19 protein-coding genes and 1 pseudogene are annotated in these 25,895 nt (G+C 69.6%); 4 read left to right on the top strand and 16 right to left on the bottom strand.

Annotated features, from left to right (window positions below; all coding sequences use genetic code 11):
* The first annotated feature begins 3 nt into the window (after positions 1–3).
* Both ACIBSW_RS12195 and ACIBSW_RS12190 read left to right on the top strand, forming a co-directional pair.
* Positions 4–4,059 carry a trypsin-like peptidase domain-containing protein gene (locus ACIBSW_RS12195; RefSeq protein ID WP_354717707.1) on the top strand — a complete coding sequence of 1,352 codons (4,056 nt, stop codon included), beginning with the start codon at positions 4–6 and terminating at the stop codon, positions 4,057–4,059.
* Positions 4,060–4,619: 560 nt separating this feature from the next.
* Positions 4,620–5,171 carry an RICIN domain-containing protein gene (locus tag ACIBSW_RS12190; RefSeq protein WP_354717709.1) on the top strand — a complete coding sequence of 184 codons (552 nt, stop codon included), beginning with the start codon at positions 4,620–4,622 and terminating at the stop codon, positions 5,169–5,171.
* A 250-nt stretch (positions 5,172–5,421) separates the two neighbouring features.
* Here the strand turns inward: ACIBSW_RS12190 and ACIBSW_RS12185 are convergent, their stop codons facing one another.
* A complete protein-coding gene (locus ACIBSW_RS12185; RefSeq protein WP_354717711.1) occupies positions 5,422–6,045 on the bottom strand; it encodes a TetR/AcrR family transcriptional regulator in 624 nt (207 codons plus the stop codon).
* Positions 6,046–6,102: 57 nt separating this feature from the next.
* On the opposite strand from ACIBSW_RS12185, the gene ACIBSW_RS12180 reads away from it, so the two are divergent.
* Positions 6,103–7,284 carry an oxygenase MpaB family protein gene (locus ACIBSW_RS12180; protein WP_354717713.1) on the top strand — a complete coding sequence of 394 codons (1,182 nt, stop codon included), beginning with the start codon at positions 6,103–6,105 and terminating at the stop codon, positions 7,282–7,284.
* Positions 7,285–7,354: 70 nt separating this feature from the next.
* On the opposite strand, the gene ACIBSW_RS12175 is transcribed toward ACIBSW_RS12180, so the two are convergent.
* Positions 7,355–8,119 carry a DeoR/GlpR family DNA-binding transcription regulator gene (locus ACIBSW_RS12175; RefSeq protein WP_354717715.1) on the bottom strand — a complete coding sequence of 255 codons (765 nt, stop codon included), beginning with the start codon at positions 8,117–8,119 and terminating at the stop codon, positions 7,355–7,357.
* Positions 8,120–8,180: 61 nt separating this feature from the next.
* Between ACIBSW_RS12175 and ACIBSW_RS12170 the strand changes: the two genes are divergently transcribed.
* Positions 8,181–9,389, top strand: a complete 1,209-nt coding sequence (locus tag ACIBSW_RS12170; RefSeq protein WP_354717717.1) for an MFS transporter — start codon at positions 8,181–8,183, stop codon at positions 9,387–9,389.
* A 117-nt stretch (positions 9,390–9,506) separates the two neighbouring features.
* On the opposite strand, the gene ACIBSW_RS12165 is transcribed toward ACIBSW_RS12170, so the two are convergent.
* The 14 genes and pseudogenes from ACIBSW_RS12165 to ACIBSW_RS12100 all read right to left on the bottom strand — a co-directional run.
* A complete protein-coding gene (locus tag ACIBSW_RS12165) occupies positions 9,507–10,658 on the bottom strand; it encodes an endo-1,4-beta-xylanase (protein WP_354717719.1) in 1,152 nt (383 codons plus the stop codon).
* A 368-nt stretch (positions 10,659–11,026) separates the two neighbouring features.
* Positions 11,027–13,036 carry a hypothetical protein gene (locus tag ACIBSW_RS12160; RefSeq protein WP_354717721.1) on the bottom strand — a complete coding sequence of 670 codons (2,010 nt, stop codon included), beginning with the start codon at positions 13,034–13,036 and terminating at the stop codon, positions 11,027–11,029.
* Positions 13,033–14,184 (bottom strand): 5'-methylthioadenosine/S-adenosylhomocysteine nucleosidase, encoded by a 1,152-nt coding sequence (locus tag ACIBSW_RS12155; RefSeq protein WP_354717723.1) that lies wholly within the window; start codon positions 14,182–14,184, stop codon positions 13,033–13,035. Before ACIBSW_RS12155 ends, ACIBSW_RS12160 begins: the two co-directional genes overlap by 4 nt.
* Complete coding sequence (locus tag ACIBSW_RS12150) at positions 14,181–14,909, bottom strand: NUDIX domain-containing protein (protein ID WP_354717725.1); 729 nt, start codon at positions 14,907–14,909, stop codon at positions 14,181–14,183. Before ACIBSW_RS12150 ends, ACIBSW_RS12155 begins: the two co-directional genes overlap by 4 nt.
* A 465-nt stretch (positions 14,910–15,374) precedes the next feature.
* A complete protein-coding gene (locus ACIBSW_RS12145) occupies positions 15,375–17,327 on the bottom strand; it encodes a M4 family metallopeptidase (protein ID WP_354717912.1) in 1,953 nt (650 codons plus the stop codon).
* 496 nt (positions 17,328–17,823) lie between these two features.
* On the bottom strand, positions 17,824–18,918 hold the full coding sequence (locus tag ACIBSW_RS12140; RefSeq protein WP_354717727.1) for a hypothetical protein: 1,095 nt from the start codon (positions 18,916–18,918) through the stop codon (positions 17,824–17,826).
* A complete protein-coding gene (locus tag ACIBSW_RS12135; protein WP_354717729.1) occupies positions 18,918–19,262 on the bottom strand; it encodes a PadR family transcriptional regulator in 345 nt (114 codons plus the stop codon). Before ACIBSW_RS12135 ends, ACIBSW_RS12140 begins: the two co-directional genes overlap by 1 nt.
* Before the next feature lie 240 nt (positions 19,263–19,502).
* Positions 19,503–19,772, bottom strand: a complete 270-nt coding sequence (locus ACIBSW_RS12130; protein ID WP_354717731.1) for a hypothetical protein — start codon at positions 19,770–19,772, stop codon at positions 19,503–19,505.
* A gap of 68 nt (positions 19,773–19,840) precedes the next feature.
* The gene (locus tag ACIBSW_RS12125) at positions 19,841–21,145 is read right to left on the bottom strand and encodes a TfuA-like protein (protein WP_354717733.1); all 1,305 of its coding nucleotides are present in this window, start codon (positions 21,143–21,145) and stop codon (positions 19,841–19,843) included.
* Positions 21,142–22,350: a YcaO-like family protein gene (locus tag ACIBSW_RS12120; RefSeq protein WP_354717735.1), complete on the bottom strand. Its 1,209-nt coding sequence runs from the start codon at positions 22,348–22,350 to the stop codon at positions 21,142–21,144. The genes ACIBSW_RS12125 and ACIBSW_RS12120 overlap by 4 nt, the downstream gene beginning before the upstream one ends.
* A 17-nt stretch (positions 22,351–22,367) precedes the next feature.
* Complete coding sequence (locus ACIBSW_RS12115) at positions 22,368–23,183, bottom strand: ABC transporter permease (protein WP_354717737.1); 816 nt, start codon at positions 23,181–23,183, stop codon at positions 22,368–22,370.
* Positions 23,170–24,135: an ABC transporter ATP-binding protein gene (locus ACIBSW_RS12110; RefSeq protein ID WP_354717738.1), complete on the bottom strand. Its 966-nt coding sequence runs from the start codon at positions 24,133–24,135 to the stop codon at positions 23,170–23,172. Before ACIBSW_RS12110 ends, ACIBSW_RS12115 begins: the two co-directional genes overlap by 14 nt.
* Positions 24,065–24,427 carry a PqqD family protein gene (locus tag ACIBSW_RS12105; RefSeq protein WP_354717739.1) on the bottom strand — a complete coding sequence of 121 codons (363 nt, stop codon included), beginning with the start codon at positions 24,425–24,427 and terminating at the stop codon, positions 24,065–24,067. Before ACIBSW_RS12105 ends, ACIBSW_RS12110 begins: the two co-directional genes overlap by 71 nt.
* A 194-nt stretch (positions 24,428–24,621) precedes the next feature.
* Positions 24,622–25,860, bottom strand: a pseudogene (locus tag ACIBSW_RS12100) (radical SAM protein); the annotation flags it as partial.
* Between the last annotated feature and the right edge of the window lie 35 nt (positions 25,861–25,895).

Raw genomic sequence — 25,895 nt, 5'->3', positions numbered from 1 at the left:
GTCGTGAACCCTGCACCCACCGACGCCTCGTGGACGGTGGCGATCCACACCGGCGAGCGCTCGAGCACCGCGATCGGTACCGGTGTCGTGTTGGGTCCGACACTGGTGCTGACCTGCGCACACGTCGCCTGCCCGGGCGGGGAACTCCGGGCCGATCTGTGGGTCTCGTTCCCGAAGTCGGGTGAGGGCTTCTGGGCGCGGCGACGGGTGGCGCGATGCCGGGACGACGGATTGCCGAGACACGAGATCGACCTCGCCCTACTGGAGCTCGACGAGCCCGTGCCGGCCCGGGTCCGGCCGGCTCGGTTGCGATGTCTGCCGGAGCACGCCTTGCTGCAACGGTCGTGGTGGGCGTTCGGCTTTCCAAATGGGTCAGGTGACGGCAGCACCGCGCACGGCCGGGTCACCGAGGGGCTCTCCTGGGGGAAGGTCCACCTGACGAACGACTCCGATGCCGGCCTGGCCAAGGGGTTCAGCGGTGCGGCGCTGTGGTCGCCGGACTATGAGGCCGTGGTCGGCATCGTCGAGCAACACAACGATAAGGGCCACGGCCGCGCGCAGACCTTCCGATACGCCGACGAGCATCTGCCCGCGATGGGGCTGGCATCGATGGCGGCCTGGCGTGCCGGGGACGCCGGCGACGCGGCGCTGGCCGCCTGGGGGTGGACCCTCACCACCGACGCCGAGGCCGGCCAGCATTGGCTGCCGCGAGCCCGGGGTGTGGCGGTGCGTTCCGAGCGAGGGTTCCGGTTCCGCGGCCGCGAGGCCGCCCTGCTCGGGCTCAAGAAGTGGCTGGACCACCCGGTCGCCGCCGGTCGCCCGCTGGTTCTCACCGGCTCCCCCGGCGTCGGCAAGTCAGCCGTGCTGGGCCGCATCGTCACGACCGCCGACCCGGAGATCGGCGCGGGGCTCCCCGCCGACGACACCGCGGTGCGCGCGACGACCGGATCGGTGTCCTGCGCGATCCACGCCAAGGGCAAGAGCGCCTTGGACGTCGCGGTCGAGATCGCCAAGGCGACAGGGGCCCGGTTGCCGCAGGCGCCGGACGAGTTGCCGTCCGCACTCCGTGACCATCTGGCCGGGCGTGCCGTCAGGTTCAACCTGATCGTGGACGCGCTCGACGAGGCCGCGACTCCCCAGCAGGCCCGGCTGCTCCTGTCCGCGGTGCTGTTGCCACTGGCCCGCATGTGTGCCGGAGTCGGAGTCCAAGTCGCGGTGGGCACGCGGCGGAGTGACGACCTGGGCAACCTTCTGGACCTGTTCGGCACGGCCCCGGGCCGGGACGTGATCGATCTCGACGAGCCCGCCTTCTTCGCCGAGTCCGACCTGGTCGAGTACGCGCGCGTGACCCTGCAACTCGTGGGCGACGAGCGGCCCGGCAACCCGTACGCGGAAGTCTCTGTGGCCCTGCCCGTCGCCCGCCGCATCGCGGCGCTGGCCCGGGCCAACTTCCTGGTCGCGGGTCTTCTGGCCCAAACGCGAGCGCGCAACGACACGGTGGCGCTCGACCCGTCGCAAGTGCAGTTCGCCGGCGGGGTCGGCGCGGCCATGGATACCTATGTGGACACGTTGTCCCCGGCGGGTTCGGCGTCGGCACGATGCGCCCTCACGGTGCTGGCCTACGCGGAGACGCCGGGACTGCCGCTGTCACTGTGGCGGGCGGGCGTGCGGGCCCTGGGCGCCGAGGTCTCCGAGACCGAGTTGGCGGCGTTCGCCCGTACCTCGGCGGCGAACTTCCTGGTCGAGACTAGTGGCGGCCGCGAGATCAACTACCGGCTGTTCCACCAGGCGCTGAACGACGAGCTGCGCGCCGCCCGGGAAGACACCCGCCGCGACGAGAGCCACCTGGTCGACGCGTGGATCGGGACGGGCTGCGCGACCGGCTGGACGCAGGCCCCCGACTATCTTCTGACCAGCCTGGCCGAGCACGCCGCGCGCACGGGCCGACTCGACCGGCTGCTGTGCGACGACGGTTATCTGCTGCACGCCCGGCTGGACCGGGTGGTGCGGGTCGCCGGGGGCGCGGACGGTCCACGGGCTCGCGCGCGCACCCAATTGCTCCAGCTGGCGCCGGCCGCGATCGGCGCTGCGCCCGCCGAACGCGCCGCCCTGTTCTCGGTCGCCGACACGATGGACGAGCTCGGCTGCGACCTCGATGTGGGCGCCACCGGCGACGTGCCGTACTGGGCGTTGTGGGCGCATACGCACCCCCGCCAGGAGCGCACCCTTCTGGAGGGCCACGCCGAGGCCGTGTTCGACGTCTGCCCGGTGACGGTGGATGGGCGCACGCTGCTGGCGTCGGGCGACGACAACGGCACGGTCCGCCTCTGGGATCCGCGGACGAACCAGTCCGAGCAGGACTGGCAGTGTCACAAAGACGGCGTTCGCGGCATCTGCTCGTTCCGTGCCGGCGATTCCGAGCTGCTCGCGACGGCGAGCCTGGACGGCACCATCCGGCTGTGGGACCCGCTCAGCCGAGGGCTCGTCGGTGAGTTACGCGAGCACGGGGAATGGGTGCGCAACATCTGCACGATACCCCTGCCCGACGGCGATCTGCTGGCCTCGGCCGGCGACGACGGCACGGTAAGGATCTGGGTACCGGCGACGGGCACGCTGCTACACACGCTCGACGACCATGCAGGCTGGGTCACCGCTGTCACCCATGTCCCCACCGGTGGCCGCGATCTGCTGGCGTCCGCGGGCTACGACGGCACGGTACGGCTGTGGGATCCGCTGACCGGCGCGCCACTGGCCAAGATGACAGGACATGACGGCTGGGTGACGACCCTGCACGCACTCCGGCAGTCCCCGGGCCGGGCGCTGATCGCGTCGGCTGGTTACGACGGCACGGTACGGCTGTGGGATCCGGAGACCGACGAGGAGGTGCGTCGCTTCGACACTCCCGGACCGCTGACCGATCTCTGCACTCTTGACACTGCGGGCGGCCGTCTCCTCGCCGCCACCGGGGAGGACGGAATCATCCGGCTGTGGGATAGCGCCGACTGGTCCGAGCGCGAGCCATTGACCGGCCATTCGAGCTGGATCCGCGCCGTATGCGAGCTTCCGACCGACGACGGCCCGGTGCTGGCTACCGCGGGCGGCGATGGCACAGTCCGCCTCTGGGACGCCGACGCGCCGCGCCGCGGCCCGATCGCGGACGCGCGGCAGCTGAAGGCGGTCACCTCGCTTTGCGTGGTTCCCGGCGACGACGGCCCGCTGGTCGCGTCCGCCGGCGGCGACGACGGGATCCGGCTGTGGGACCCGCTCACCGGCGAGCAGAGGTTCGAACTGCGTGCCGAGTCCGGCACCGTCGCCAGCGTGTGCGTGGCCGACGACGAGGGCACCGTGGTTGTCGCGGCCGGCAACAGCAGCGGTGCCGTCGAACTCTGGGACGACTGGTCGGCGCCGCCGGGCGAGCCGATGCGTGAGCACTACGACGCGGTGAACGCGGTCTGCGTCGTGCGGGAGCACGGCCAGGAACTGATTGCTTCGGCCGGCGAGGACATGACGGTACGGCTGTGGACCGTTCACGACCGCGTCGTGCGTGGCCGCCTCGCGAGTCACAGCGAGTGGGTCACGGCGTTGACAGTGGTGTCCCGGGAGGGCCGCGTGGCACTGGCGTCGGCCGACAAGACCGGCACCGTGCGGCTGTGGGACTCCAGCGGCACCCTGCACTGGGCATCACCGGGCCACCACCTCATGGCGGTGAACGCCCTGTGCTCGATCACCGTGGAAAAGCGAGAGCTTCTGGTCTCGGGCGGCTCCGATCGGGCGATCACGCTTTGGGATCCGGAGTCCGGCCGTCCCGAGGCGATCCTGCTCGGCCACGAGCGCGAGGTCACCGGCGTCTGCCGCATGGCCTACAACGACCGTGACGTCCTGGTTTCCTCCAGCCTGGACCGCACGGTGCGCCTGTGGGATCCCGCCACCGGCCGCCTGATCCGGGCGATCCAGGTGTACCACCCGGCGCTGAGCTGCCTGGTGGCCGGCGACACGCTGACCGTGGGCCTGGACCACGGCCTGCTCGCCCTGCGGATCACGCAACCCGGCAACGGTTAGAGCGTCCGGCACGCCGTAAAGCGGGTAACACCCCCGCATGCATCGTGTGTATCGCCGGCGTCGGCACCGCGAGTGGGACCCGGCTGATGCCGGGACCCCGACCACCGTGGACCGGCGCGGACGAGTCTGGTCCGTCACGGCGGCTCGCTCACGATGCGTTTCGGCACCGGCGGCCGCGGCTTGAGCGGCTGTCTGCTGCGCGCGGTGCCACCGTCTCCACGACGTGCGAGCGGACGAGCACATTGGACATGGGCCGGGTCAAGGCGCGGATCTGAGACTCGCACCAGACACGACGAAGCCCCGGCCGCCACCCGTACATGGGAATAGCCAGGGCTTCTGCCTTATAGCGTTAGAGCTGTACTACAACGTCTGACCTGTTCCGGCTCGTTGCGAAGCGGTGGTCGCTCCCCAGGCTCTGTGCCGGTCGGCCGCCGCTGCCCCTACCGCGGGCCTTGATCCGACAGGGTGCCACAGGAAAGATGGTCTTCAATGTCGTCTTCTATTCGGGGGTAAGAATGAGACGCGTTCGATCCACCATGGCAGCGTCCTTGGTCGGCCTTGTGACCGTGGTGCTGAGTCCGGGCATCGCTCGGGCTGCCGCCCCGTCCACCGGCAGGTGGTACATCCTGGGCAACACGGCCACCTTCTACTACGCCGCCGTCGCCGGCGGCAGCCACGCAAACGGGGCCAAGGTCATCCAGTGGTCCGGTCCCTACATTCCGGGCGGTGACGGCTACCGCACCGAGCAGCAATGGCAGGTTTACGACCCGGACGGGGACGAATGGTTCTTCCTGATCAACGCCGAAAGCCAGAAGGTCATGGGAGTCAGCGGCGGCGCGACTGCCAACAGCTCGAAGATCATCCAGTGGGATCGTAACAACAGCAACACCGACCAGCAGTGGACGTTCGTCAACCCGGGCACGACCGGGCACTCCAACGTCCCGGTCTCTAACTACAACTACCTGTTGAATCGCAAGAGCGGCAGATGCCTGGCGGTCGCCGGCGGCACCGATGGCACGGACGTAGAGGGCCAGCAACTGATCATCTTTGACTGTCATAACCGCGACATCCCCGTCGACGACCGGATTTGGTACACCTTCCGCACGGTCTGAGATCGGGCGCCGGCAGTCTGAGCCGCACAGTCGGGCCTATCGGCTCCGGCGGCCTTGCCGGGGGCGGCGGCCTACGGCCCGTCCTCTCAGCCGCGCCTCCGGCGGGCGCTCGAGGAAGAGCCTTCCCGCCACGCGCCTGAGGCGATCAGACCAAACCGGTGGCGGCAAGCGGTGGAGAGTGCTTGCCGCCACCGGCCCGGCCGATCGGGCTGCGCCCGCGCGACGGGAGGTCCCAAGTCCTCACGTGACTTCAATTTCGTGACGGGTGCGGCACTAGGCCGAGCACCATCAGGTCGGCCGTCAGATCGATCAGGCGCTCCTCGGTGACACCCGGGGGCGGCTGGAGGGCGATCCGCAGGCACGCGTTGAGGGCCACGCCCATTGCCAGATGGATGCGGGCCTCGGCCTCGGCAGGCTCGAGGTCCGGCGCGTGCACCGCGACGAAGATGCGGGTCACCTGGGCAAGCTGCCGTTCGACCTCAGGCAGGATGTTGCCGTGCGCGCCCAGCGGCGCCTCGTCGATCATCGCGGCGGTGACGGCCCGATGCCGCTTCAGCGCCCGCACCAGCACCGCCAACACGTGCCGCACCCCGTCCCGGGCGGGCATCGCCACCGCGGCGGTCAGTGCCTGGGTCAGGTCCCCGAGCACGTCGGCCGAGCTCCGGGCCCGCAACTCCTCGATCAGCTCGTTCTTGTCGACGAAGTAGCGATACAGCGATCCGACACTGACCCCGGCCCGCTCCGCGACCCGATTGGTGCTCAGACCCGCGTACCCCCGCTCCTCCAAGACCTGAGCAGCAGCGACAAGCAAACGGTCGATCATGTCCCGGGAGCGCCGCTGTTGTGGCGTCTTCCTGCTTTTCTGCGCCGTCATTGAAGAGCGTCCAAACAGGAGTAGAAGCCGAGCTTTGACTCACTTTATCGTCGAGACATGACCACCCGCGCGGATCTGCGAGTGCCGACCCGCTTCGCCGCCGACAAGCAGTGGAGTGAGAAGGCCGCCCGCCCTCTGCGGATCCTCGCGGGCCGGGGCGCTCAGCCGAGCGAGGACGAGATCGCCGCGCTGCGGGCCGGGTTGATCCGCCGCGACGAGCCCGCAGCCGCGCTGGTCAACGCCGTACGCGAAACGCCGGGCTTTACCATTCGCGACCTGCACCGAGCCCTCGCCGCCGGACCTACCGCCGACGCGGCCCCCGAGCCGATCCGCGCCTTCTTCGACGTCGTGACTTCCAGGCCCGCATGGGTGGACGACCGCCTCCTGGCCCGCGGTGCGGTGGCCTGCCGCGCCTTCGGCATGGACGCCGGCCTGGTTCTGGCCTATGGCTCGCTGCTCGGTGGCTACCGCACCGCCGCCGCCCTGGAGCCGCTGGTCCGAACCGGCCGCCTGACCGGCGGCGAGACCCTGCGCCGGATAAAGGAGACGTCGATCTGGTGGCGTGCGGTGACCGCCCCCGGCGGCCTGGCCGTCGATGGTGAGGGCTTCCGCCTGTCGATCCACGTGCGTGTCATGCACGCCCTGGTCAACGCCCGACTGGAGGCCGACCCCACCTGGGACTTCTCCGAGCGCGGCGTCCCGATCAACCAGTACGACCAGGCCAGCACCCTGGGAGTGTTCAGCACCAGCTTCCTGATGCACCTGCGCCTGCTCGGCGTACGCGTGTCCTGCAAGGACGCCGCGGCGGTGATGCACCTGTGGTCATACGCCGGCTGGTTGATGGGCGTCGACGACGCCTGGCTTCCTCACACCGAGCGTGCGGGACGTCGCCTGCTGTACCACTTCCTCTCGAACGACCCCCCGCCCGACGCCAACACGCTCGCCCTGGCCAAATCCTTGATCCAGATGACCGACGAGGTCGTGGAGGGCCGCTGGCGCCGCACCTACGAGCGGGAGCGAGCACTCTCGGTCAGCACCTGGCTGCTGGGCCGGGCCGCCATGCGCGACCTGGGCCTGCCCTATCGCTTCCCCTGGTACGGCCTCACCCGGGTGGCCGCCAATTTGGTGGTCAGCCAGGGCGTAGGTCGTGTCCCGGGAGGCCGCAAGGTGCTGCTCGCCCGGAGTCAGCGCCAGGCCCGGACTCAGTTCGCGCGATGGGGCGAAACCTTGCCGGCCTGACTCGCCCGCCGCGAACCGGTTCACTGAGGTGGCTCGCTGGTTGCCGGCATCGGAACTGCAGGTCGCGCGGCTAATCAGAGACGGTGTGCACGGTGGTGCCGGCGTCGGTGAGTGCGCGGATGTCGTCGGGGGCGGCTTCGTCGGTGGTGATGACCATGCTGATGGCGGAGACCGGGGCGACGAACGCGAGGGCGGTGCGGGTGAACTTGGCCGGTTCGGCGAGGGCGATGACGCGGTGCGCGGAGGCGATGATGGCGCGTTTGATGGTTGCTTCGGCGAGGTCGTAGGCGGTCAGGCCGGCAGTGGCGGTCAGGCCGCAGCAGCCGATGATGGCGGTGTCGAAGCGCAGCGCGGCCAGCGACGCTTCGGCGAGAGGACCGGTGAGGGCGAGCTCGTCGGGCCGCGGTTCGCCGCCGGGGAGCAGGAGTTTCAGCTGCGGGCTGCCGACCAGTGTGTTGGCGGCGTGCAGCGACATGGGCATCACGGTCAGCCGCCGGGGCGCCAGCAGGCGGGCGACTTCGAGACAGGTGGTGCCGCTGTCGAGGACGACGGCTTCGCCGTCGGCGATCATCTCGGTGACCGCGGCGGCGATCCGGCGTTTGGTGTCCTGGCCTTCGTGGGCGCGCAGCGAGAACGGTGGTTCCTCGCCGCGCAACATGAGGCTGCGGGCACCGCCGCGGTAGCGCTCGAGGACTCCCTGGGCGGCGAGCTGGTCCAGGTCGCGCCGCACGGTCATCTCGGAGGTTCCGGTCAGCTCGGCCAGCCGGGTCACGGTCAACTGGCCGGCCTGTTGAAGCGCGTCGACGATGTGCCGGTGCCGGTCGACGGTGGTCATCCGAGTATTGAACATCACAGCACGCTCCAGCGCAAGCTTATGAACATCGTTTGTGTTTGCTATGTTCGAAAGCATGTTTGGAACACTGCGGGCGGCTCGTGCGGCGACGTTCGCCTACTTCGCGCTCAACGGGTTCGTGCTCGGCGTGTGGGTCGTGCACATCCCGGTCATCGAAGAACGGGCGGGCATCAGCCACACCACCCTCGGCTGGTTGCTCCTGCTGCTGGGCGGCGGCGCGTTCGCCGGGATGCAACTGGCCGGGCCGTTGACCGACCGGTTCGGCGCTCGGCGCGTCGTACCGGTGAGCGCGGCCATGCTGAGCCTGGCGCTCGTGCTGCCTGGCGTGTCGACCAGCGGGTGGGCGCTGGGTGCCGGGCTGCTCGTGCTGGGATTCGGCAACGGCTGCCTGGACGTGAGCATGAACGCGCACGCCGTACAGGTCGAAGCCGGCTACCAACGGCCGGTGATGTCGGCGTTCCACGCCTTGTTCTCCATCGGCGGGGTACTCGCCGCGCTGCTGGCCGCCCGGACACTGAGCTGGGGTTGGCAGCCGGTCACCACACTTGGCATGGTCAGCCTCGTCGGCCTGATCATGGCGGTGGTCTGCAGGCCCGGTCTACTGGCCGCGCCGGCCGCAGGCAGCGGCGCGTCTGCCGTCAAGCCCGGCCGGCGGTCCACGCCGCTGCGGATCTGGATCCTGGCCGCTCTCGCGTTGATGCTGATGCTCAGCGAGGGCGTGGCCGCCGACTGGAGCGCGCTGGCGATGCAGGACGTGCTCGGCGCCGCGCCGGCCACGGCGGCGTTCGCGTACGGGGCCTTCGCGACCGCCATGACCGCCGGGCGGCTGCTGATCGACCGGGTCGCCGCCCGGGTCGGTGCGGTCGCCGTGCTGCGCTGGGGATCCGCGCTCGCCGCCGCCGCGATGGTGCTGGTCGTCTGGTCGCCGTCGGTTCCCGTGGCGATCGCCGGCTGGGCACTGTTCGGCGCCGGCCTTGCCGGGACGATTCCGCAGTTGTTCAGCGCCGCCGGGCACAGCGATCCCGCGGCAGCCGCGACCAACGTCTCGCGGGTCGCCGGCCTGGGCTATCTGGGCATGCTCGCCGGGCCCGCCGTGATCGGGCCCTTGACCCGGGTCGTGCCGCTGAACCACACCTTCGTGCTTCCGCTGGCCTTCTGCCTCATCGCCGCCGTGGCCGCGCCGATGCTGCGGACCGGGCGACCACACGCTGCCACCACACAGCCGCCCGCCGACGTGCCCGAACACGTCTGAACCTCGCGGCGGAAGTGGCACCTCACCCCCTGCGGCGCAAGAGCCTGCGCCGATGCCAGTCGTCCTACGCAGACGGAGGCGGCAGCACCGATGTGCTGCCGCCTCCACTGTTCGGTCTCAGCGGTTCCAGCGTGCCGCGGCCAGGGTGTCGCGGAGGCTGTAGTACGCGGGCTTGCGCTCGAAGTTGTCCCCCATGATCGTCGCGGCGCCCTCGGCGGGGAAGAACACCGGCACCCACGAGTACTTGTCGGTGAAGCCCCAGATGGTGAAGGAGTTGCAGTCGTCGACGGCGAGGCAGGCGTCCAGGACGGTCTTGTAGTACGTGGCCTGCGTCTGCAGCTGCTCGGCGGTCGGCACGCCGCCTTCGGGCAGATCCATGCGTACGTCGAGCTCGGTGATCGCGGTGTACAGACCGAGGTCGTCGAAGCGCTGGAGGACGGCGCGGAGCTGGTCCGGAGCGCCGTACCGCATGCTCAGGTGGGCCTGGGACGCGAAGCCGTGCAGCGGCACCCGGTCGGCAAGCAGTTCCTTGGCCAGCGCCTCGTACGCGTCGACCTTGGTGCCGGGCCAGTCCACGCCGTAGTCGTTGAGGAACAGCTGGGCCTTGGGGTCGGCCCGGTGCGCCCAGCGGAAGGCGTCGGCCACGATGCCCGGGCCGAGCTCACGGATGAAGATGTTCTCCTGGCGGTACTCGCCGTTCTCGTTGAAGATCTCGTTGGCGACGTCCCACTGCTGGATCTTGCCGCGGTAGCGGCCGACGACCGTGAAGATGTGGTCCTTGAGGATCGCGCGCAGCTCCGCCTTGCTGAACTCGCCCTGTTCCAGCCACGCCGAGTTCTGGCTGTGCCAGAGCAGTGTGTGCCCGCGGACGACCTGGCCGTGCTGCCGCGCGAACTTGACGATCGCGTCGGCCGGGCCGAAGTTGTACTTACGGCGCTCGGGGTGGATGAACTCCCACTTCATCTGGTTTTCCGGGGAAACCGAGTTGAATTCGTGCGCCAGCACCCGGCGGTACGGCTGGTCGTAGGTGAACGGGTCCGGGTAATCCTGCTCGAGGTGGTGTCCGCCGCCCGCCGCCGCGGTTCCGATGCGCAGGTCACGCGGCGCCGCCCAGCGCAGCGGCAGATTCCGCTTGCCGGGGTGGTGGTCCACGACGGCCGAGCCGCCGGTTGCCTTCGTGCCGGCCTGCGCCGGCTGGATGCCAGGGCCGAGGAGTGTCGAGGTGGCGAGGACGGCCACGGCGACACGGTATGCCTTTCTCAAGATCACTCCTTTGAGAACGTCGAACGCGCCGCACTTATCGTGCCGACGCCGAAAGTTCCGGACTGGAATCGTCGGAAGGTCCTTGTACGCTAGGCGGCCAGAACAGCCTCCGTCAATGTTTCGGCTGCGTGAACGCCCGAACTTCATGCGCATTAACCAGGGCATCACTACGCGGATCCGACGAGTCAGGCAGACCGAGAGGCGGCCGAATGGGTACCGAAAGTTTCGGCATTCATACAAATGCGAACTACAGGCATCGAGCAAAGTGTCGTCGCCCTCGACGTATCCGTCATGGACATGTGAGCGGGGTTCGAGGCAAGGAGCAGCGCGGCAGCCCGTTACGAACGGCGACGCTGCGGGGCAGCACCGCAGTGTCAGCCCTGCATCGCCGCCACGAGCCGCCGGAGGCCGGCGCGTTCCCGGCGGTTCTCGTTGGTGATCCACTCCTTGCCCTCGGCCGCGATGCCCTCCAGCACGTGCAGGGTGCGCTCGAGGCCCGAGGCGTCGAGCGAGACCTGGGACGCAATGCGGTCGTCGTCGCCGAGCTCCGGCATGCCGGGCCACTCACCGGTGATCGTCACCTCGTCCCGGGGATTGTTCGTCAGGGTCAGGGAGAGCTTCTTCTCGCCGCTGCGGGCATCGACGACGTGCGCTGCCACGACCGAGTTGTACTGGTAGGTGAGGCGCTGCTGATCGCCGAAGTCCATGGTCTCGAAGTCGAGGGTGACCGTGACCTGACGTACGCCGTCCTTGGTGAGTAGGAAGAGGAGAAGTTTGTATCGCGAATAGCGCCAGGGTCCCTTGCTGACCCGGGCCCGCTTGCACCGGGGCACGGGCGCCTCGATGAATGCGTGCGCGATCACGTCCTGCGCGGACACGCGGTAGTGCCGCAGCGTGTCCTCAACCAGGATCTTGCGATCGCAGTCGAGCCAGTGCGCCATCTCCGCGTCGGTCGGCTTCGACTCCAGCTTGCGCACCCACCTGTCGTACGCGGCGCGCCGGTCCTCATAGTCGCGCCGGACCCGGATGAGATCGTCCCGGTGGCGGTGGCCCTCGAGAAGGATCGCGAGCCAGCCTCGGATGGCGAGCCGAGCACCGGCCACGACGCCGGCCGTCGCGATCACCGTCGTGAACGGCGCCTCGACGAGGGCCTGCCACAAGAGGAGCGGCCCGGCCACCACCAGGGCGAACACGGCCACGCTGAAGGCGGTCCGCGTCGAGGGCGGCACTCGGGAGTCTTCGGGATCCGCCGTCAGCTCACCGCTGAGCCAGAGCCGCTTGACGTCGCTGGCGAGGAATCTCACCAGCCAGGCGACACGCTTGGCGTCGACCGCTTGGTCCCGGTACAGCTCGACCAGCTCGTTGCGGAGGGTCTGCCGGATGCCCACCGTCTCCGCCAGCCACGTCTCCCGGGTCATGCCTTGCGGCAGGTAACGTCCGAAGTAGCGGTCGAACAGGGAGTCCATCGCCGAAACGAATCGGTCGGACTGTGTGGGAGCACGCTGGGGTGTGAGGGTGAGACGCTGGCGGGCTACCTGGCGTCGATGCCGAGCCAGCCTGATCGTGAATCCTGCCCGGACCGTCACGACGACGGCTCCAAGAGCCACTATCAGATAGCCGGCCGAGCGAAGCCACGAGTGGGCCCAGGCGTAATGGACCACCGAGAGGCCCGCGAACAGGAGCAAGACCGAGCCGCCGAGGGCGCGCAGATAGTCCACCGCGTCGGTGCGTATCGGGTGCGGCGGAACCTGTCTGGGAGGGATCGGCTTGGGCTGGAAGAACTTCCAAACCCGCTCCGCCCGGTCGTTGCCCGTCCTGTCGCGCCGGGCGGCCGCGAACGTCTTCTGCCAGGTCCAGTCCTGGTGCGGGCCGGCCAGGAAGACCTCGAGGTGGTTGAGGATGCTTTCCTGCAGGGGCGGGGTGAGCGATTCGAACTCCTTGACCACCAGACCGATCGCGGCCGGGTCGGGAGTCTCCGCCGTGGTCTGCGGCAGCGAGTCCAGCAGCGAGCCGATGGCGTTGATGCCCCGGGCCCAGGGATCTTCGGAGCGCTGCGCCGCCCAGCGGCGGACGTGTGCCAGCTGCGCGAGTTCCTGGTCCGTCAGGCTCTGCACGGTGCGGCCGCTCAGCAGTGCGAGCGCGAGATAGAAGTAGGCGCGGGAGTTCTTGTAGCCCCGGGCGACCGCCTTCATGATCAGCTCTTTCGCCTCGGGCGGGGCGCTGATCCCCAGGTAGCGGAGGCCGACCTCGAACTGCCGCTCAGGCGGGTCGTCGTCGCTGACGTGGTATCCGCCCTCGATGTGGACCTCCTGGGCCTGGAAACCCACGTAGGCGTGGCCGTCCGCGACGTTGGTGAACGTCCTCTCCTGCGGTCCGGCGCTCATGACAGATCCCGCAGAGCCGCCATGAGCCCCGCGACCCGCGTGGCGAGGTCCGTCCAATCCAGCAGCAGGCCGCGCAGCTTTCGCAGGGCCGTGGTCGCGCGGCTCCGTGCCTCGTCGTCGGCCGGGGGCACATCTGCGGCGGCGGCGTCCATCTCCTGCTCTGCCGCGCGGTAGGTGCCCGCGTCTATGTCACCCGCCTCATGGCTCTTACGGAGCGAGGCGCGCAAGTGCGCGAGCTGGTCGTGGAATGTCTCCAGGCCGGGACCGCCTGGCGCACCGTAGACGGTCGCGTGGTGAACGGTGTGTGCCTGGAATCCGACGTGAGCGTTGCCCTTGGCGACGTTTCTGACGGAGCCGGACATCGACGCATCACCTGCTTCTTTCCGAGGAGGGCGAGGGGAGGAGCCGTTCTGCACCCCGAGCTCCTGGGCGAGCGCGAGGGCGAAGGCCGCGGCGTTGGCGGCGGCCCGCGGCTGCCAGTCCTCGCCGTCAGTTTGGACTTTGGTCCCGTCGGCACGGTCGCTGATGCCGCGGACGACGACGGCCGGCAGAGAGCGGTTCAGGTGGGCGGCCTGGGCGACCCCGGCCGATTCCATCTCCACCGCCAACGCGTCGTTGTAGTGATCACGGATGCGCGCCGCCTCGGGCGAGGACGCCGAGTCGAGGACGACCTCGCCGGCGGCGATCGGGCCGAACCGCACCCGGGGCACTCCTCCGGCGAGGCTCCGCGCCCAGCCTTGCTCCCGCTCCAGATGCCGGGCGAGCTGATCACAGGCATGGGGGATCTCCCACACGCGGGGCCGGGTGCGGAACGTGTCGCTCTCGCTAGTGCCGCCGTGATAGGCGTACACGTGGGTGGCCACGACGACGTCACCGAGGCCGACGGAGGGCCAGAGCGCCCCGGCCACGCCGGCAAAGATGACCGCTTCCGGATCGAACTCGGTCATGGCGCGTTCGGCGATGACGGCGGAAGGGTGGTTGCCCTTGCCGACGAGGCCGAGGACGATCTCACAGGAGCCTCCGGTCACGGTGCCGCGCTCGAAGCGCGTGCCCATCGGATGCACGTGCGGTTCGACTCCCGTGAGACGTTCGCGGACTGCGTTGTACTCGAGGTCCAGTGCGGTGAGCACGACCACGGGTCGGGTCATCTCTCGTCTCCTCCGGTTGCGGTCGGAACCGTGCGGATCATGGGTGGGTATAGGTCCCGGCGCGGACCGGCGCGGTAGACGCGGGCCGGGCGGCCGGTGCCCGTGGCGCGGGGTGGGCCGGCGGGTACCACGAAGCCCTTCGTGCCCTGGACCTTGCGGTAGAAGTTGCGGGGATCGAGCGGCGTGCCCCAGACAGCCTCGTAGACCTGCTGCAGCTCCGTGAGGGTGAAGACCTCGGGGCAGAAAGCGGTCGCGAGTCCTGTGCGCTCCAGCTTGGATCGGGCACGCTCGACCCCGTCGACGACGATGCGCAGGTGATCGAAGGCGAGCGGCACCCGCGCGGCGAGTACGTCATCGACCGGCGTCCACTCGGCGGCCACGGCGTCGGTTCCGGCGACGGGCTCGGGAAGGCGCGGCACGACGGCGAGGTGGGCGACGGAGACTACGCGTCCACGAGGGTCACGGCCGGGGTCGCCGTAGGCGCCGAGCTGCTCCAAATGCGGTATGTCGGTGAGCCCTGCCTCCTCCCGCAGCTCCCGGCGGGCGGCGCTGAGGATGTCCTCGCGCTCATCGGCGAGGAACCCGCCAGGCAGCGCCGCCCGCCCGGCGAACGGCTCGATGCCGCGCCGCACGAGAAGCAGGTGCAGACGGCCACCGCGCAGGGTGAGGATCACGAGGTCGACGGCGAGCAGGATCCGGGGTGGTTCCCAGATGTCATCGGGCACCACTCGACCATAGCTTTTTGTCGATTCGACAAGAATGGATTGAAGCTGTCGTATCGCCGACACTCTAGGTAGCGCTTAGATCACCAAGAGGTGATCACGAGCGCGGCGGGTTCACGGCCTGTCGCTCGGCTGCCTCATCGATTCGGCGGAACGCGGCTTCGGCGTCAGCCGGGCCACCCACGCACGGCCGGTTCACCGAGTGGGCCGCCAGCGGCCTGTGGGTACGCCTGCACCAGCAACCGCTGAAGCAGCTCGGCGAGGCCGAACTGACCGACCCAACCCCGTCGGGTCGTGTCTGTCCTCGATATCGCCTGCGCCCTGATCAGCGACCGCAGGCTCCAGGAGATCACCAAATGAGGCGCGTCCTGAGGGCTCGGAACCCGCGCGCAACGGCGCCGAGCGGCCTGTGGGCGTACGCGAAAAGGCCGGCGCCCTGCGGCACCGGCCCTTTCGGGAGGGTCTGACCTAGAGGGTGAGGCTCCAGCTGCTGATGTAGCCGGTGTCGCCCGAGTACACGTCCTGCGCCTTCAGCTTCCAGGTGCCGTTCGCGGTCTCGCTAGACAGGTCGCCGCTGTCGGTGAGGATGATGTTGTCCGCGCTGTCCGACGACGACGTGGTCTTGATGTTGTAGACGGTGCCGTCCGGTGCCACCAGGTCGACCTTCACGTCACCGCGGTAGGTGTGAACGATGTTCACCGACACCGACGAGTTGGTCGACGGGGCCCGGGTGCAGCCGCTGATGGTGATGCTGCTGGTGACCGCAGCGCCGGCGTCGGGGATGGTGACGCGGGTGGCGTTGCTGCCGGTGCAACCGGCCGGGCCGCTGGTCGGGCTGGTCGTCGGGGTCGGCGAGGCGGTCGGGCTGGTGGTCGGGCTGGTCGTCGGAGGCGTGGTGGTGCCGCTGCAGGTCGGGTCGGCCGTCTGGGCCGGGACGCTGACCGCGGTCCAGGCGGCCTTGACCGTGTTGAAGTTGGTGCAGTTGCCCGGGGTGAGGTTCTTCGCCGCGGTCAACGTCCAGGTGCGGTACTTCAGGTACGACGAGCTGGAGGTCTTCAGCAGCATCGCGTTGTACATGATCTTCATCGCGTTCTGGATGCCCACGCCGGTGATCGTGGTGTTGTTGCAGGTGCTGCTGGCGGGCTGGCCGTTGCCGCTGGTGCCCTGCGCGAGCAGGTAGAACCAGTGGTTGCCGGGACCGGCCGCCGCGTGCACCTCGCCGCCGGGGGTGCTGCTCGAGTAGCAGTTCGAGTCGCCCACGGCCGACGGGTTGTACATGTTGCGGATCGCGCCGCTGCCGACCAGGTTGACCTCTTCGCCGACCAGGTAGTCCGGCGGGTCGTTCGGGTTGTTCGCGTACCACTCCGTGGCCGCGCCGATGGTGTCGGCGACGAACTCCTGGGTGCCCTGGCCGGAGATGCCACCCGGGGTGGTGTCGTCGATGCCGTGGCCCAGCTCGTGGCCGAGCACGTCGGCCGAGGAGATCCACTGGCCCGCGGTGTTCTTGCCGATCTGGATCTGGCTGCCGTCGTAGTACGCGTTCTGGTCGTTCAGGCCGACCCGGACCGGCCACGCGCCGCCGCTGCCGTTGGCGCCGTTGCGGCCGAGCCACGCGGACAGCATCGCGGTCTGCTTCTGTGCGACGTAGAGCCCGTCGACGCAGCCGGTCTCCTTGCTGGTGCCAGTGCCGTTGCCCCATACGTTGTCAGAGCCGCTGAACGTGGTGTTGGTGGCGGCGTCCTGGCAGCTCAGGTTCGTGACCGTCGGGTCCTTGAGGCTGTACGTGGACCCGGACTGGGTGGTGTTCAGCGAGACCGAGCCGTTGATCCAGCCGGTGCCGGTGCCGGCCACGTCCATGACGTGCTCGTAGGTGCGCAGCACCTTGCCGGTGAGGGCGTCGACGTCGACGGTGAGCCGGCTCGGGCCCTCGGCGCTGGTGCCGCGGATCGTCGACTGCCAGGCCAGCGCCGCCGGCTTGCCCTCGACGGCGGAGACGATCAGATTGGTGGCCTCCACGCTCGACACCGTCTTGAGCTCGCCCTTGGCGATCTTCAGCGCGGCGGCCTCGGTCAGCTTCGGAGTGGTCGCGATCTCGCCGATGGGGCTGCTCTGCGCCACCGAGGTCGCCACGGTGTTGCCGGCCGAGTCGGTCGAGACGACGAAGTCGCCGCCCTGCACCGGCAGGCCCTTGTAGGACCGCTGGTAGGGGACGTAGTTGAGGCCGCTCGAGGAGATGACCGCGCCCTTGTGGAAGGTCTCGTTCGCGGTTGCCTGCAGGATTGCGGGGCGGCTGGCGACCAGTGCGTCAGCCTTGTCGCCGGCGAGCTTGGCGATCGCGGCCGGGTCGGCGGGCTGGGCGCTGGCCTGTCCGGCCACCGCAACCATGGCCGATGCGGCGACGGTCCCGGCCGCCAGCGCCATGATCAAGGGGTTTCGACGGTTCACTCGGTGCTCCTCTCCTGCCTGGGGTTAGGGCAGGCTCAAGGTTCGGTGGACGGGTGGTCGCACCTGAACTACTTGATCGAGAACGATAAGCATGGATGGCCAATACAGATATAGGGAAAACCCTCGACGCCGGCCCGAGAACGTTCTCCTGGCCATACTGATTTGGTCCTACCGTCAATATCGGCTGCGCCGAATCCCTAGTGGAGCAGCCGTCGCGGCTGACGCCTGGGTGGGCGTCACCGCGGGAGCCCGGCGACTCGCGTCCGACGAAGCGAATCGGGGTCGTCCAGCGTGACGGCGCTGCGTCGATCGTCGTGGCCGCCAATGACGACGGCCCAGCAGCGAGCCATCTCATCGTCAGGGTGTCACGGTCTGCTGTGGACAGCAGTCGACCAAGGGTCGCTGTGCTGTCTTACCCTGCCCTGGCCCTGGTCGCCGTGCTCGTCCAGGTGGCGGCAGCTCCGGCCGGGCGTCAGGTGACGGTGGGGGCGGTCTGGCCCGGTGCGGGTTCGGCGGCTGTGGGCAGGTGCCGCAGCCGCCGGGCGGCGATGCGCGCCAACATCGCGCCGGTGACCACCAGTGCCGCGCACTGGACGGCGCCGATCGTGACGGTCAGGGCGATGTCGGTGGTCCCGGTGAGGCGGAGGTCGTGCACCAGCGTGATCACCCGCAGGAGGAGCACCGGCGGGACGAGCAGCGCCAGCGCCAGCGGCCATACCGGTATCCGGCGAGGCCGGCGGTGCTCGATGATCAGGTGCACCACGGCGGCGCCGGTCAGTCCCGCGCACCAGAGGCCGGCTTTGTCGGTGAGGGCCGTGAGCGCGAGCAGTTCACCCTGGTCGGCCTCGGACTGGGCGGCCAGGCCGAAGGCGGAGGTGGCCGCCACGACGGCCACGACGCCGACCGGCAGCGCGATCAGCCACGGCCGGGCGCTGACGCACGGTGAGTCCGGCCCGAAGGCGGCCATGGCCAGTATGGGCAGGGCGCCGAAGAGCAGCCCGTACACCGTCGTCAGGGAGAACCCGCTCGGGCCGCCGGTCATGCTCATGACGCTGTTGACCATCATGGGGAGGAAGGCGATGACGGCCAGGATGCGGGCCGCGCGATGATGGCCGTGCACCGCTGACAGGTACGCCGGGATCCACAGCAGGCCGGCGAGCCTCCACAGTGCCTCCCAGAGGGTGGCGAACATCGGCCGGCCATCGGTCAGTGGAATGACGCCGCCCAGTTGCTCGAACGCCCAGATCAGGTACACGACGCCGACCAGCGCGCCGATCGCGTGGGCGAGCAGGCCGATCAGTGCGATGCGCCGCACCGCCTCACCCCAGACGAACGAGCGGGGGGCGGCGCCGGTCCCACCCAGGCGCACCCGCACTGCCAGGACCGCGATGCTGGCCGTCTCGGCGAGGCTCGGCCTGCTGATCTCCACACCCTCGGCGTCGTCGGGTGCGGCTGCGTAGGCGGCCTGCATGAACGAGGCGACCATGTCCTCCTCCCACGCCTGCCGGTAGTCGGATGGCAGCATCCGTAGAACCAGCCGATACCGGTCCTCCAACAGACTGCTCATCACAGACCTCCGGTTGTGGCGGGGCGATGTGCCGCCAACCGCCGGGTGGCGGCCTCGGCGTTTGCGGCCTGCCGGGTCGCCTCGGTGGTCAGCACGTCGAGGCCGCGATCGGTGAGCCGGTAGTAGCGGCGCAGCCGGCCCTGGTGCGGCTCTTCGCGGTCCAGCTCGACCAGGCCGTCAGTGACCAGCCTGTCGAGGACCCCGTACAGCGTGCCGATCTTCAGATGGACCCGGCCGGCGGACAGGTCGGCGACCTCGCCGACGATGCCGTAGCCGTGCCGGGGAGCGTCGATCAGCGCGGTGAGGATGAAGAACGCCGGTTCCGTCATCGCCCTGGCTGCCATGACCACAATATACTGCATGACAAGATATCCGGTACCCGGCCAGAACGCCGACGATCGACGAGGGCCACCGCGCACCGCGGTCTGCGGTGGGGCGAGCAGGCCATCGATTGCGGCATGAAAGTGTGCGAGCGGGGTTAACGGCGATGCCGCAGTCCGCAGCTCAATGTCAACCTCAGCTCCGGCCTGCGGTCAACGCCCAAGGCCGTCGCGCGTGATCCGGCTCGGCCTGGAGTTCTGGTATCAGGCCGTGCGGACGATTTCCTCGGCGACTCGTCGTAGTTCGTCGAGGTCGGGCTCGAAGCCCGCGGCGATGTCCGGGTGCAACGCGGCGCGGGTCCGCTCCAGCAACATCGCGGTCACCGCGTCCACCGTCTCGCCGGCGTACCCGGCGGTGACCTCGTCGATCGCGGCGCGCAGAGCCGAGGTCAGCTGGTCTTCGAGCGGCAGGCGGAGCTTCTCCTCGACCGGGTTCAGCGATGTCGGGTCCAGAATGACCTGCGGCTCCTGCATGGGGCGCTCCTTCACGACGACGACGGCACGGCGCGTCTTACCCATGCGCGCCACAGCACCAAACGCCTTCAGGTGCGGGCTGCCGCGCGACGCCGCAGCTCCAGCGTGCCGAAGCGGGCCGCAACCCGATCCAGCCCCCGGAAGGTCAGAAAGCCGCGCCGCCCCAGCTCCCGCCGGGCAGCCGGACCAGACACCCCCCAGCGGTGCAGGAAGAGCAGCCCCGCGAGGTCCTCCCTAGCCTGGACGCCGTCGCCGTTGCGAGCCGCGTCCGCCTCATGCACCAGGTCCCGCCACGCGGACCACGACGGATGCTCCCGCAGCCGTTCCAGCACCGCCGGCCGCCAGTCGCGGCAGATGTTCGCCGGCCACACCCGCAACACCACCTCGAGGGCCTGGGCGCCGACCGGCTGCCGCTGCTCGGCGCCGGACAGGAAGCGGGTGAGCCGCTCCGGCATCGTCGTGGCGCCGGGCCGCACCCCGAGCAACCCCATCGCGTACGCCTCCAGGGTGGCGTCGCCGGCCGCCTCGGTCAGCATCTCGATCAGGATCTGCCGGTGCACCTCGGGATACCCGGGGTCGTAGAGCCGGGCGGCCTCCAGCACGTCCACCGCGGACACCCAGTCGCCCGATTCGCCGAGCGTCACGTCGTCCCAGTAGGTGATCCAGTCGCGTAGATAGCTGGTGCGCCACGGCGGCGACCCGGCAGCGGGATTCGGGCGGGAGGTCGGCCCCGCGCGCAGCCGGACCGCGAGTTCGAGCGCCTCTGCCGCGTCCTGCGCCTTGAGGTCGCTCGCCCGAAGTTCGTCGAGCAGCGCGAGGATCCCCGCACGCTCGTCGCCGGGTAGTGCCGAGGCCAGGCGGGGTGGGGTCCGCTCGTCGAAGACCAGGTCCCGGGCGCCGGCCACCAGCGCCTCCGCCGTCGCGGCGCTGACCCGGCCCTGCTGCACCGCCAGCCCGCAGCCGTGGCGCAGGTTGACCAGCGCGATCGAGTCGGCGCGGTAGCCGCGGATAGCCGGGCCGTGGCGGACGGCCACCTCGTCGTCGCCGTTGATCTCGCCGTCGCGGTACATCCGGTAGACGCGGCCGACGCCGATCATTCCGTGCCGGTCGAGTTCGGCGGCGCGCATCGCGCCCATGCTGGCGGCCCCGATCACCGTCACGCCGAGGTCCATCACGTGCAGGATCTCCTTGTGCCGGACCGCCGGCCGGTCCCGGTAGCAGCCGTCGATGATGACGGCGACGTCGCCCGCGCCGAGATGGTCGCGTTCGAGCATGCCGCCCTCCACCGGCGGCTGGATCTCGGCGTCGGGCACGATCTCGCGGATGCGTTCGGCGCTCAGGGTCGGGCCGGCATAGACGACCATGCGGTTCATGCGACTCCCTCGTCGAGCGCGCAGCCGGGCACGATGACGCGGACCACGTCGGCTCCGATCTCCGGGTGGGCCAGGTCGAGCAGCAGCGGCGGGTTGCCGAACGCGAGTGTGCAGCGCCTGCTCAGCTCGGCCAGGTCGTCCAGCAGGCTGCGGTTGGCGAGCGAGTTCACCAGCTGTCCGGGTGGTCCGGCGGTCTCGGCGCCGGCCGGCGGGGTCTCCATCATCCGGTAGACCGGTCGGAACGCCCGCAGTGACAGGTCGTCCCGCCCGCCCGAGATCAGGGTGAGTCGCGACTGGGCGGCCTCGGTCAGCGCCCGGGTTGTCGCGATCTCGGTGGAGAGGTGGCAGCCGTAGCCGCCGGCGACGATCTGGTAGTCCGGCGACACGATCCGGACCGCGACGACCGGCAGTCCGGTCGGGCTGGGCATCCAGCGGGCGTCCACCGAGACCTTGGCGGCCTCGAATCGGTCGAGCAGGTCGTGGACCGGGCCCGGCGGCAGCGCCCGCGGTGCGAAGCTGGTGCCGAGGCTCCCGGCCCGGTGCGCGCGGGCGATCGCGTCGCGCTCGATCACCTCGTACAGGGCGTGCAGTGCGGCCTCCACGAAGGTGTTGCCGCTGGCCAGGCCGTTCGAGCTCTCCTGGAAGAGCCGGGGCCGCCAGCCGGCCGGCGTCCGGAAGTCCAGGTTGACCAGCCGATACGGCACCGGCACCGGGCGGCCGTCGGGCAGGCTGGTGGCGATCATCCACTCCAGCGGCAGGTCGTCGTGCAGCAGGCAGTCGACCTCCAGCGGCAGGTCGGAGTACGGGTCGTAGGTCAGCGCCGGCCCCAGTCCCGCGATGGTGTCGACCAAGACCTCGCCGGTGACGTTCTCGGCGTGCCACAGCTCGGTCGACTCCATCAGCGCGGAGACGCTCGCCAGGGTGTCGGTGAGCCCCTTGCCCTGGGACACGGTCAGCGTCGTGGCGGACGGGCGGATCGCCTGGAACGTGGGGATGCCGATGGTGTCCAGGCGGGTGACGTCCGCCAGCCGGGTCACGCCGACCAGCCGGGCGCAGCGCAGCGCGTTCGTCAGGCTCGCCTCGGCGGGAATCGCCCGGTCGGTGCCGGGCAGGGCGATCTTCGCCCGGTCCGCGCCGGTGATCCGGTCCGCGATCCCGTCGAGCGGACCGGCGGACGATTCCCGCCGAGTGACAATGGACGTCATGGGTGTTCCTTTCGGGCTCACATGCGGGAGGCGCGCCGCAGCAGCGCCGCGCTCGCCGCCATGTAGCTGACCGGGGCGAGGACGCCGAGCACGAGCAGTGACTGTCCGATGGCGCCGAAGCCGAACGCGGTGGCGTCGCGCATGCCGGTCACGCCGTAGGTGACCGGGTTGACGACCGAGATCCAGCGCAGCAGCTGGGGCATGTCGTCGACCGTGTACAGCGATGGGCTGGCGAACAACAGGACCGAAAGCGAGGTGTTGGTGATGATGTTGAACAGCTGGAAGTCGCTGATCAGCAGCGCCACGATCAGGTAGAACGCGTTGAAGGCGGCGGCGGTGACCACCAGCATCACGCCCAGGGCGATCCAGTTCGAGAGGTCGAGCGAGACGCCCAGCACGAGGAGTCCGACCACCAGGGCGAGGCCCGCCTGCAGCACGACCACCCCGACCCCGACCAGGATCTTGCCGGCCAGGTAGCTGGAGCGCCGTAACGGGTACGACCACAGCTCGGTCGAGACGCCGCTCATCTCCTCCTGGAACAGGGCCATCCCGGAGATCAGCGACGCGCTCAGGATCGCCGACATCAGCACCATCGGCAGCAGGAAGACCTCGTACGCCAGGATCTGACCGCGGTAGCTGATCTCGCCGACCAGGTTGCTCAGCGAGGTGTTCATCAGCAGCAGGTAGACCAGGGTCGGCATCAGGGACAGCACGAAGTTGACCCGGTTGCGGGTCAGCAGGGCGAACTCCCGGAAGACCATGCCCTTCAGGTCGGTGCCGGCCGGGATCTCGCGGATGGTGGCCGGCGGATGCCGGAAGTCAAGACTGGACATTCGTCCTCTCCTCGGTGCGGGTCAAACTCATGAAGACGTCCTCCAGGGAGTCCGTCTCGACCGAGATCCGCTGCAGGGCGATGCCCGTGGCGCGGCACTGCTCCGCCAGGCGGGGCAGCAACGAGTACGCGTCCTCGTCGGCGCCCGGGTGCACGTGGACGTCGAGCCCGGTCCGCTCCGCCTTGCAGCCCTCGGCCACCGCCCAGGTGGTCACGGCCTCGGCGGCCCGCTCGTCGAGGATGGTGACGACGACGTGCGCCGCGCCGAACTCGTCGACCAGGTCCCGTGGCCGGGCGAACCGCAGCAGGCGGCCCTTGTTGATCACCAGCACCCGGTCGCAGTTGCGTTCCAGCTCGTCGATGTTGTGGCTGGCCCACAGCACCGTGACCCGGTACTCGCTGCGCAGCCACTCGACGAGTTCCCAGATCATCCGGCGGCCGGCGACGTCCAGCGCCGCGGACGGCTCGTCGAGTATCAGCAGCTGGGGCACGGCGAGCAGGGCCCGCGCCAGTTGCAGGCGCTGCTTCTGCCCGCCGGAGAGCTGGAAGGCGAGCTGGCGCATGGAGTCCTTGAGCCCGAGGAACTCGGTCAGCTCGGCCACCCAGGGGCCGACCTCCCGCCAGGACAGGCCGCGGAAGCGGGCCGCGATCCGCAGGCATTCGATGCTCGGCAGCATCATGTCGAGCGGGGCGCCCTGGTGCATCGCGGCGATCCGGGCCTTCGCCCGCATCGGCTCGGCGACCGGGTCGAACCCGAAGACCGCGACCGTGCCGGCGGTCGGCTGGGAGACCCCGCAGATCATCCGGATCAGCGTGCTCTTGCCGGCGCCGTTGGGCCCGAGCAGGCCGACGACCTCCTCCGGTTCGATCGCGAACGAGACGTCATCGATGGACGGGGCCGGCGCCTTCGGGTATGTCTTCGTCAGTCCGTCCGCTACCAGCGCGCCGTCCATCTGCCCTCTTCTCGGTGTCAGCGATCACCATGTTCTGCTTGGCCAGCCCGTACAGGAAATGCTCCACGTCGCCGCGGATCGCCCGGTACGCGGCCGGATCGCCGCCGGCCAGCCGGTCGGTGAGCTCTCGCGCGATCTGGTGTGTGTCCATGCCGCTTGCCATCAGCGACCAGATGGAGGAGCCGGTGCCGTTGAGCGACTGGAACTGTCCGGCGTCGACGTGGTAGATCCGAATCGTGTCGTCCCCGGCCCAGACGACGCTGTCGGAGACGGTGAAGCTCACCCCGGTCATGCGCTCACTCCCACGATCGGCAGAAGCGTGAGCGCCTGTTCGCCGCGCCAGTCCTCATAGGCCGGATGGACGGAGCCGTCGCCCGGTCTGATCGGTATGAAGGCGCCCGGGTCCTGGATCAGGTCCCGGTCGGCGCCCAGCGCCCGCCAGATGGTCGAGATCTGCGAGTGCCGCAGGATCCGGCACAACGCCCGGGAGTTGCGGCGCAGGTCGCCGGAGCGGGCCATGTGGAAGGCCCGGCAGCCGCCGCCGCAGGCGCCCTTGATGTAGCAGCGCTCGCAGTCGGTGTGCACCGAGCCGCCGAAGACGGAGCTGTCGCGCAGCTCCTTCATGTTCGGCGCCTCGAAGAGCTGGTCGAGCGGCGTCTCGCGGATGTTGCCGGCCAGCTCGCCGAGCCCGGTGACCAGCTTGCACGGGTAGACGCTGCCCAGCGAGTTCACGTAGATCTCGTTGCCGCCCATGCCGCAGTTGCCCTTGATGTTGCACGGCTTGACGGCCTTGAGCGAGTCGTCGATGAGGTACTTGGCCGTCGGCTCCGTCCACATGAAGGTGTCGGTCTTCAGGTAGTCCTCCCACTCGAACGACAGGTTGTCGTCCTTGCCGCGGCCGAGGTCGCTGTGGTGCTGGACCCGGATGTGCTTGATCCGGAACCGGTCGCCGAGCGCGGCGACCTCGTTCATGTGGTCGACGTTGTCGGAGGTGATCACATGGTTGATCACGGGGGTCACCCCGGCCGCGTTGAGCAGCGTCAGGCCGCGGATCACCTTGGCGAAGGTGCCCTTGCCGCGGGTCGCCTCGTGGCGCTCCATGGTGCCGCCGTCGACGCTGATGGTGACCCGGTCGAAGATCTCGGCCATGGTCTCGGCGATCTCGGCCGTACGGATGTAGGTGCCGTTGCTGATGATGTTGGTTTTGAGCCCTAGCTCGCGGGCCCGGCGCACGACGTCGAACAGGTCCCGGCGCATCATCGGCTCGCCGCCGGTGAAGACCACCGTCTTGGCGTCGGTGGCGGCGATCTGCTCCATCAGGAGCATGGACTCCTCGTGCTTCAGCTCGCCGGGCAGCTTGCGCAGCGACGAGTCGTAGCAGTAGGGGCACCGCAGATTGCAGCCGTCCGTGATCGCGTAGTAGACGACGTTGAGCCGGGGCTGGGGGGCGATCTCGCCGGGTGTCCAGCCGGGCAGGTAGACCAGGTAGTTCAGTACGAGGTGGGCCAGGGCCCGGTCGAGGTCGCGCTCGGTGGGAAACGGCCCCGAGCCGGAGACCTGCGGCCGTACGCCCCGGGCGAGGTCGCACAGCAGTGCGTCCTGCTCGGCGGTCAGCAGCGTCCAGGAGGCGAGGTGCGCGTTGAGGGCGAAACGGCGGGTGGCTGTGCGGAAGAGGACGACGTCGTCGGGAACCGTCAGGTCGTCGATCTGGTCTGCGATGTGCATTGCGTCCGGCACCTCCTGCGAGTGCGACGTTCGGC

The sequence above is a fragment of the Actinoplanes sp. NPDC049668 genome (assembly GCF_044465445.1).
In the GTDB taxonomy this organism is placed as follows: Bacteria; Actinomycetota; Actinomycetes; order Mycobacteriales; family Micromonosporaceae; genus Actinoplanes.
Note: the sequence above shows the minus strand (reverse complement) of the source record. Positions and strands in the feature narration are given on the sequence as shown.

Coding starts and splice junctions, on each gene's coding strand:
- ACIBSW_RS12135 (WP_354717729.1), bottom strand. CDS start 19,262: ATGGCAGCCAGGGCGATGACGGAACCGGCGTTCTTCATCCTCACCGCG.
- ACIBSW_RS12180 (WP_354717713.1), top strand. CDS start 6,103: ATGACCACCCGCGCGGATCTGCGAGTGCCGACCCGCTTCGCCGCCGAC.
- ACIBSW_RS12130 (WP_354717731.1), bottom strand. CDS start 19,772: ATGCAGGAGCCGCAGGTCATTCTGGACCCGACATCGCTGAACCCGGTC.
- ACIBSW_RS12145 (WP_354717912.1), bottom strand. CDS start 17,327: ATGGCGCTGGCGGCCGGGACCGTCGCCGCATCGGCCATGGTTGCGGTG.
- ACIBSW_RS12110 (WP_354717738.1), bottom strand. CDS start 24,135: ATGGACGGCGCGCTGGTAGCGGACGGACTGACGAAGACATACCCGAAG.
- ACIBSW_RS12125 (WP_354717733.1), bottom strand. CDS start 21,145: ATGAACCGCATGGTCGTCTATGCCGGCCCGACCCTGAGCGCCGAACGC.
- ACIBSW_RS12160 (WP_354717721.1), bottom strand. CDS start 13,036: ATGAGCGCCGGACCGCAGGAGAGGACGTTCACCAACGTCGCGGACGGC.
- ACIBSW_RS12105 (WP_354717739.1), bottom strand. CDS start 24,427: ATGACCGGGGTGAGCTTCACCGTCTCCGACAGCGTCGTCTGGGCCGGG.
- ACIBSW_RS12155 (WP_354717723.1), bottom strand. CDS start 14,184: ATGACCCGACCCGTGGTCGTGCTCACCGCACTGGACCTCGAGTACAAC.
- ACIBSW_RS12140 (WP_354717727.1), bottom strand. CDS start 18,918: ATGAGCAGTCTGTTGGAGGACCGGTATCGGCTGGTTCTACGGATGCTG.
- ACIBSW_RS12170 (WP_354717717.1), top strand. CDS start 8,181: ATGTTCGAAAGCATGTTTGGAACACTGCGGGCGGCTCGTGCGGCGACG.
- ACIBSW_RS12120 (WP_354717735.1), bottom strand. CDS start 22,350: ATGACGTCCATTGTCACTCGGCGGGAATCGTCCGCCGGTCCGCTCGAC.
- ACIBSW_RS12175 (WP_354717715.1), bottom strand. CDS start 8,119: ATGACCACCGTCGACCGGCACCGGCACATCGTCGACGCGCTTCAACAG.
- ACIBSW_RS12185 (WP_354717711.1), bottom strand. CDS start 6,045: ATGACGGCGCAGAAAAGCAGGAAGACGCCACAACAGCGGCGCTCCCGG.
- ACIBSW_RS12115 (WP_354717737.1), bottom strand. CDS start 23,183: ATGTCCAGTCTTGACTTCCGGCATCCGCCGGCCACCATCCGCGAGATC.